This is a genomic window from Romboutsia sp. 13368 (assembly GCF_018336475.1).
Classification (GTDB): domain Bacteria; phylum Bacillota; class Clostridia; order Peptostreptococcales; family Peptostreptococcaceae; genus Romboutsia.
Genome location: NZ_CP048741.1, coordinates 1,456,639 through 1,457,565, shown reverse-complemented (window position 1 = coordinate 1,457,565; position 927 = coordinate 1,456,639). Strand labels below are relative to the sequence as shown.

Genomic DNA, 927 nt, shown 5'->3' with positions numbered 1-927 from the left:
AATTAAAAAATTATCATATGTGTACAATAAGTAAATATACTTTATTGATGAATTTATCAATAAATAGTATCATAAATAAGTAACTGTTTAATATTTAAGATAAGTTTTTTAGATTTACATAAATAACTGATTAATATAAAATTAGTTTACAGTTGATGAAATTTAAGAATGGACAATGATAAAATGATAAAAAAGATAAAAATACAAAAGCCTAAAATACCAATTAGTTTAAATGATTGTGATGATGTAATAAACGAAATATTAGATTATGAAAAATTGGAAGAAACTTTAGTAGAAAATACTCAAGTATATGGAATTGAAAATTTATCTGTGAGTTTAAATTCATGTGTATTTAAGAATGTAGTTTTTGAATACTGTGATTTTAGAAGAATAGATATGACAGATGTAATATTTGAAAATTGTGATATATCAAATATTAATCTATCTTATAGTAGTTTATATAGAGCGGAATTTATAAATTGTAAATTAACAGGATGTACTTTTAATGATTCTACTTTAAAAAGTGTAGTATTTAAGAATTGTTTAGGAAGATATTCAAATTTTGCTTATTCAAAATTTTCAGGTGTAAATATTGAAGACTCAGACTTTAGCTTTGCTGTTTTTCAAGAAATAGAAAATCAAACTCTACTATTAGATTCTAATAATTTAACTAAATCAGTATTTACAGGTACATCTTTAAAAAATGTAGATTTCACAAATAGTAATATAGATGGTATAGAGTTAAGATTAAAAGATGTTTGTGGAGGTACTTTTTCAGTTGAACAAGCGCTAGATTTAAGTAAGTTAATGGGGATTAATATAAAGTAATATACTTATTATTAAAAATAAGCTATCTAATTATGRTAGCTTATTTTTGTGCTATAATTAAATTAAATTAAATAAAACTTTAACTTAAGGGGAGATAAA

The 927-nt window shown here is 21.5% G+C and carries 1 protein-coding gene; it reads left to right on the top strand.

The features are described 5' to 3' along the window. The first annotated feature begins 183 nt into the window (after nt 1–183). The gene (locus G3997_RS05870; protein WP_296644334.1) at nt 184–828 is read left to right on the top strand and encodes a pentapeptide repeat-containing protein; all 645 of its coding nucleotides are present in this window, start codon (nt 184–186) and stop codon (nt 826–828) included. Nucleotides 829–927 lie beyond the last annotated feature (99 nt).

Coding starts and splice junctions, on each gene's coding strand:
- G3997_RS05870 (WP_296644334.1), top strand. CDS start 184: ATGATAAAAAAGATAAAAATACAAAAGCCTAAAATACCAATTAGTTTA.